Annotated in this window: 5 protein-coding genes; 1 reads left to right on the top strand and 4 read right to left on the bottom strand. The window is 72.5% G+C overall.

What is annotated here, in order from left to right; genetic code table 11:
- Positions 1-147: 147 nt before the first annotated feature.
- Genes FGF04_RS32935 through FGF04_RS32920 form a run of 4 tightly spaced genes read right to left on the bottom strand, consistent with a single transcriptional unit; the run spans position 148 to position 5,046 of the window.
- Positions 148-1,194 carry an ABC transporter ATP-binding protein gene (locus tag FGF04_RS32935; protein WP_235882620.1) on the bottom strand — a complete coding sequence of 349 codons (1,047 nt, stop codon included), beginning with the start codon at positions 1,192-1,194 and terminating at the stop codon, positions 148-150.
- Complete coding sequence (locus tag FGF04_RS32930) at positions 1,191-2,156, bottom strand: ABC transporter permease (RefSeq protein ID WP_149515054.1); 966 nt, start codon at positions 2,154-2,156, stop codon at positions 1,191-1,193. The genes FGF04_RS32935 and FGF04_RS32930 overlap by 4 nt, the downstream gene beginning before the upstream one ends.
- The gene (locus FGF04_RS32925) at positions 2,153-3,181 is read right to left on the bottom strand and encodes an ABC transporter permease (RefSeq protein ID WP_149515062.1); all 1,029 of its coding nucleotides are present in this window, start codon (positions 3,179-3,181) and stop codon (positions 2,153-2,155) included. Before FGF04_RS32925 ends, FGF04_RS32930 begins: the two co-directional genes overlap by 4 nt.
- Positions 3,182-3,204: 23 nt before the next feature.
- The gene (locus FGF04_RS32920; protein WP_149515053.1) at positions 3,205-5,046 is read right to left on the bottom strand and encodes an ABC transporter substrate-binding protein; all 1,842 of its coding nucleotides are present in this window, start codon (positions 5,044-5,046) and stop codon (positions 3,205-3,207) included.
- Between the two features lie 368 nt (positions 5,047-5,414).
- Here FGF04_RS32920 and FGF04_RS32915 point away from each other — a divergent pair.
- The coding region (locus FGF04_RS32915; RefSeq protein WP_223146425.1) for a hypothetical protein at positions 5,415-5,681 on the top strand (267 nt) is incomplete at its 3' end.

The following is a 5,681-nucleotide window of genomic DNA, read 5'->3' as shown; positions in this document are numbered from 1 at the left end:
CTCCCGAGGTCCTCCTCGTACGGCGCGACTCCTGAAGTACTTCTCGCGCGGCGGTGCTCCCGAAGCACTTTTCGTGCGGCGCTGCCCCGAAGCGCTCCTCCTGCGGCGGCTCTCCCGCACTGCCCCTCCCGCAGTGCCCCTTCCCCCTCACGGAGCGCTCCCCGCGTGCACGCAGGCCGCCCGGTGGTCCGGGGCGGCCCGCCGCAGCACCTGGTCCTCGACGGCGCACGCGTCCAGCGCCACCGCGCACCGCGGGTGGAACGCGCAGCCGGACGGCAGCGCCGACGGATCGGGCGGATCGCCGGGCAGTCCGCGCGGCGCGAACCGCGACCCGGCGTCCCCGATCCGCGGGAAGGCCGCCGACAGCGCCCGCCCGTACGGGTGCCGGGCGTCCTCGTACACCTGCCGGGCCGGCCCCTCCTCGACCACCCGCCCCGCGTACATCACCGCGAGCCGGTCGCAGGTGTCGGCCAGCACCGCCAGATCGTGGCTGATCATGATCAGGCCCACCCCCTGCTCCGCGACGAGCCGCTGGACGAGCCGCAGGATCTGCGCCTGGACCATCACGTCGAGCGCGGTCGTCGGTTCGTCCGCGACGACCAGCCGGGGATCGCAGGCCAGCGCCATGGCGATCATCACGCGCTGGCGCTGCCCGCCGGACAGCTCGTGCGGGTACGCGGACGCCCGCGCCGCCGGGAGGCCCACCTGCTCCAGGAGCTCGCCGGTCCGCCGTCGCGCCTCCGCCGCGGTGGCCTTGCGGTGCAGCAGGACCGGCTCGGCGATCTGGTCCCCGACGCGGTGCACGGCGTTCAGCGCGTGCATCGCGCCCTGGAAGACGATGGAGGCGCCGGCCCAGCGGACCGCCCGTACCCGCCCCCACCGCATGGCCAGGACGTCCTCCCCGTCGAGGAGGACCTGCCTGGCCAGGACGTCCTCCCCGTCGAGGAGGACCTGCCCGCCCACCCGGGTCCCGGCGGGCAGCAGCCGCAGCAGCGCGAGCGCCAGCGTGGACTTGCCGCAGCCGGACTCGCCCGCGATGCCTACCTTCTGGCCCGCGTCCACAGTGAGGTCCACACCGCGCACGGCGGCCGCCCCGCCGGCGTACGTCACCTCCAGGCCGCGTACGTCCAGCAGGTGCTCCGCGGCGGGCGGAGGTCCTGCGGCGGGTGGAGATCCCGCGGCCCGTGTGCTCAACGGGCCACCCCCAGCCGGGGGTTGAGGACGGACTCCACGGCGCGGCCGCACAGCGTGAAGGCGAGGGCCACGACGGCGATCGCGAGGCCCGGCGGCACCAGGTACCACCACTTCCCGGCGCTCACCGCGCCCGCCTCCCGCGCGTCCTGGAGCAGTCCGCCCCAGGAGACGACCGTCGGGTCGCCGAGACCGAGGAAGGCGAGCGTCGCCTCGGCGAGGATCGCGGACGAGATGATCAGGGTCGTCTGCGCCAGCACCAGCGGCATGACGTTGGGCAGCACGTGCCGGGACATCACGTGCCAGTGGCCGCCGCCGAGCGCCCTGGCGCGTTCGATGTACGGGCGGGCCTCCACGGCCAGGGTCTGTGCGCGCACCAGCCGTGCCGTCGTCGGCCAGGTCGTGACGCCGATCGCCAGGACGACCGTGCCCAGCGAGCGGGACAGCACGGTGGCGAGCACGATCGCGAGGACCAGCGTCGGCATGACCAGGAACCAGTCCGTGATCCGCATCATCAGCGTCGCGAACCAGCCGCGGAAGTGGCCCGCGGTGATGCCGATGAGCGTGCCGATCGCGACCGACAGCACGGCCGCGAGAAGACCCACCAGCAGGGACACCCGCGCCCCCCACACCACGAGCCCGAGCAGACTGCGCCCGAACTGGTCGGTCCCCAGGGGAAATTCGGCACTCGGGCTCTCCATCGGCCGGCCCGGCGCGTCCGTCACGCTCTGCACGCCGGAACCGACGGTCAGCGGTGCGGTGAGCGCGACCAGGGCGAAGAGCGCGAGCGCGCCTAGGCCGAACAGGCCGGAGCGGTGGGTGCGGTAGCGCGCCCAGAAGCGGGCGGCGGAGGCGCGCCGGCGCCGCCGGGCGAGGGCGCGGGGACCGGCCTCCGCCGGGACCGGCCGGGAGGCAGCCGGGACCGGCCGGGAGGCCGCCGGCTCGTCGGGGTCCTTCGTCGTCATCGGCCCACCCTCGGGTCGAGCAGCGGATGGAGCAGGTCGGCGAGGGTGTTCATCACGATCACCGCGGCGGCGAACGCGAAGAACAGCCCCTGCACCAGGGGGAGGTCGGGCACGCTCAGCGCCTGGTAGAAGAGCCCGCCGAGACCGGGCCAGGAGAACACCGTCTCGACGAGGATGACACCGGCGACGGTCCGGCCGAGGTTGATGAAGACCAGCGTCATCGTCGGCAGCAGCGCGTTCGGCACCGCGTGGCGGCGGCGCACGAGGACGTCCCGCAGGCCCTTGGCCCGCGCGGTCGTCAGGTAGTCGCCGCCCATCTCGTCGAGCAGCGCCGAGCGCGCCACCAGCAGCGTCTGCCCGTACTCGACCGCCACCAGCGTCACCACGGGCAGGACGAGGTGGTGGGCGACGTCGAGGACGTACGCGAACCCCTCCTCGCCGCCGGACTCCATGCCGCCCGTCGGGAAGAGGCCCGGGACCGGCCCGGCCCCCACCGAGAAGACGATGATCAGCAGCAGCCCCAGCCAGAACGACGGGATCGAGTAGAGGACCAGCGCCAGACCGGTGTGGAAGCGGTCGCCGGGGCCCCCGTGGCGCCAGGCGGCCCGGGTGCCGAGGACGACGCCGATCACCGTGTAGAGGACGAACGACGTGCCGGTGAGCAGCAGCGTGTTCGGCAGCGCCTCGCCGATCCTGTCGACGACCGGCGCCCGGAACTGGTACGAGGTGCCCAGGTCGCCGGTGAGCGCCTTGCCGCAGTAGTCCGTGAACTGCTCCCACAGCGGCAGGTCGAGTCCGAACTCCCTCCGGTACGCGGCGAGTTGCTCGGCGGACACCTGACGTCCGCCGGTCATGAACTTCACCGGGTCGCCGGGGATCAGCCGGAAGAGGAAGAAGCTGGTGACCAGGACGGCGAGCAGCGAGACGGCCGCGCCGCCCAGCTTCCCGGCCACGTACCGGGGGTACGCGGTGCCGCGTACCCGTGCCCGGCGGTCGTCGGGCGGGGGTGCCGCTCCAGCGGCCACGGCCGGGTCACGGGTCACGGGGGCTACTCACGGTCCTCGGTGGTGGCGCGGCGCCGCACCGCGAAGAACACCCCGAGGCCCGCGAGGACCACGACGCCCGCGACGATGCCGATGATGACGCCGGTCTGGGCCGAGCCGCCGGAGGACCCGTCCGAGGCGGCCGGGGTCGCCGACCACCAGCTCCAGTAGCCGTCCTGGCCGTAGATGTTGCCCGCGGCCTCGGGCATCGTCGTGATCGACGCGATCTGGTCCGTGCGGTAGGCCTCCACCGCGTTCGGGTACGCCATGACGTTCATGTACCCGGTGTCGTACAGCCGCGACTCCATCCGCTTGACGATGTCCGCCCTTCTGGTGGCGTCGTACTCGGCGAGCTGCCGCTCGTACAGCGCGTCGTACTTCTTGTCGCAGATGAAGTTGTCGGTCGCGCCGGTGTCCTCCGGCGTCGCCGGGAGCGCCCCGCAGGTGTGGATGGAGAGGACGAAGTCGGGGTCGGGGTTGACGGACCAGCCGTCGAAGGCGAGGTCGTACTCGCCCGCGAGCCACGGATCGCTCACGTTGTCCCGGCAGTCGAGCGACACACCGATGCCCAGGTCGCCGAACCACTCCTTCAGGTACTGCCCGACCGCCTTGTCCTGCGGGTCCGTGGCGTGGCACAGGACGCGGTAGGTGATCGGCTTCCCGTCCTTGCCGACACGCCTGCCGTCGCCGTTCTTCCGGTAGCCGGCCTCGTCGAGCAACCGGGCCGCCCCGGCCGGGTCGTACGTGATCCGCTGGTCCTGCCCCGGTTTCCAGGAGTACTCCGGGAAGCGCGGCGGGATGTAGCCCTCGCCCTCCACCGCGTGGCCCTGGAAGACCTTGTCGACGACGGTCCGGCGGTCCACGGCCATGAACAGCGCCCGGCGGACCTTCTGGTGCAGCAGCGACTCGTGGCCGTCGCCGAACCGCTCGCCGTTCTTCGCCCGGGCTCCCGGGTTGGTGGCGAGCGCGTAGAAGCGGCGGCCCGGCGCGTCGTTGACGCGGACGTCCTGCCGGCTCTTCAGCGCGGCGGCCTGCGCGGGCGTCAGGCCGGACACGAACGACACCTCGCCCTTCTGCAGGGCCGCGACCGCCGCGTCACCGTCCTTGTAGTACTTGAAGACCAGCTCGTCGAACTTCGGGGCCCCGCGCCAGAACGACTTGTTGGGCTTCAGCCGTACGTAGCTGTCGGTCTTGTAGTCCGTCAGGACGAACGGCCCGTTGCCGACGACGGGGAACTTCTTGTCGTTGTTGAACTTCGAGAAGTCGCCGACCTTCTCCCAGACGTGCTTGGGCACGATCGGCACGTCCAGCGCGGCCATGGTGGCCTGCGGTTTCTTCAGCTCGATGACCAGTTTCGTGGGGCTCGGCGCGGTGACCTTCTCGAAGTTCGCGACGAAGCTGCCGTTCGCGGTGGCCGCGCCCTCGTCGGTCATCATCGTGGTGAACGTCCAGGCCGCGTCCTCGGCGGTGACCCGCTTGCCGTCCGACCACGTCGAGTCGTCGCGGATCGTGTAGGTCCAGGTCAGCTTGTCGGCGGACGGCTTCCACGCGGTGGCGAGGCCCGGGACGGCGTGGTTGTCCTTCGGGTCGTAGTTGGTCAGGTACTCGTACGTCAGCCGGTGGATGCTCGTACTGACCAGCCGCGCCGCGAGGAACGGACTCAGCGAGTCGACGCTCTGCGCCACCGCGACCGTCAGGACCCGCTTGCCGTTCTCCGCCTCGGCCCGCTGCGGCGCCGGGTTGAGGGGGGTCACGAGACCGACCGTGAGGGTGAGGGCGGCGGCGCCCGCGACCAGGAAGAGACGGCGGACGGCACCCCCCGTGCCGTACTGGTCCTGTGCGTCCATGGCTCGCCGACCTCACGTCTCACTCGCGCAGGGCTGGGCCGCCGACCACCGGATCCGGTGGCCTGGGCCGGGTGATGTGAGTGTCTATCAGCGCCGGTCGGCGTGCGTCAACGGCCCGCGAACCCCATGTGGCCTGCGGAAATAACGAGTTGACCCGGATTTCACGGTCATTGGTCCAGACCGGTGAAGGAGACCTGGTCGGAGGCTGACGGCGCCGCATGCACGAGGTCCGACCAGGACATGCCGAGGGCCCGCGCCGTGGGGTACGGGGCGGGCCCTCGCCATGTCCTGGCCGGACCGACGACCGGGGGCGGTCGTGCGGGTTACGCGTATGGGCTACGCGTAGGAGTTACGCCTACGGGTTACGCGTGCGGCGGCTGGGACGGCGGGGTCTGCGGAGCCGGTCCCGGCTGGGGCTGGGGAGCCTGCCCCTGGGAGTCCTGGCCGCCCTGGTCCTGCTGCGGGGGCTGGTAGGGGGCACCCGGCTGGAACGGCTGCCCCGGGGCGGGCGCGGCCGGAGGCTGCTGGAAGGGCGCACCGGGCTGGGGCTGTCCAGGCTGCTGCGCCGCGGGCTGGGCCTGCCAGCTCTGGGGCGGCGGGTAACCCGGCTCGCCGGGCTGCTGGTGCTGCTGGGG

This window comes from Streptomyces apricus, assembly GCF_008369065.1.
GTDB lineage: Bacteria > Actinomycetota > Actinomycetes > Streptomycetales > Streptomycetaceae > Streptomyces > Streptomyces apricus.
This window is presented reverse-complemented; position numbering and strand designations above follow the sequence as displayed.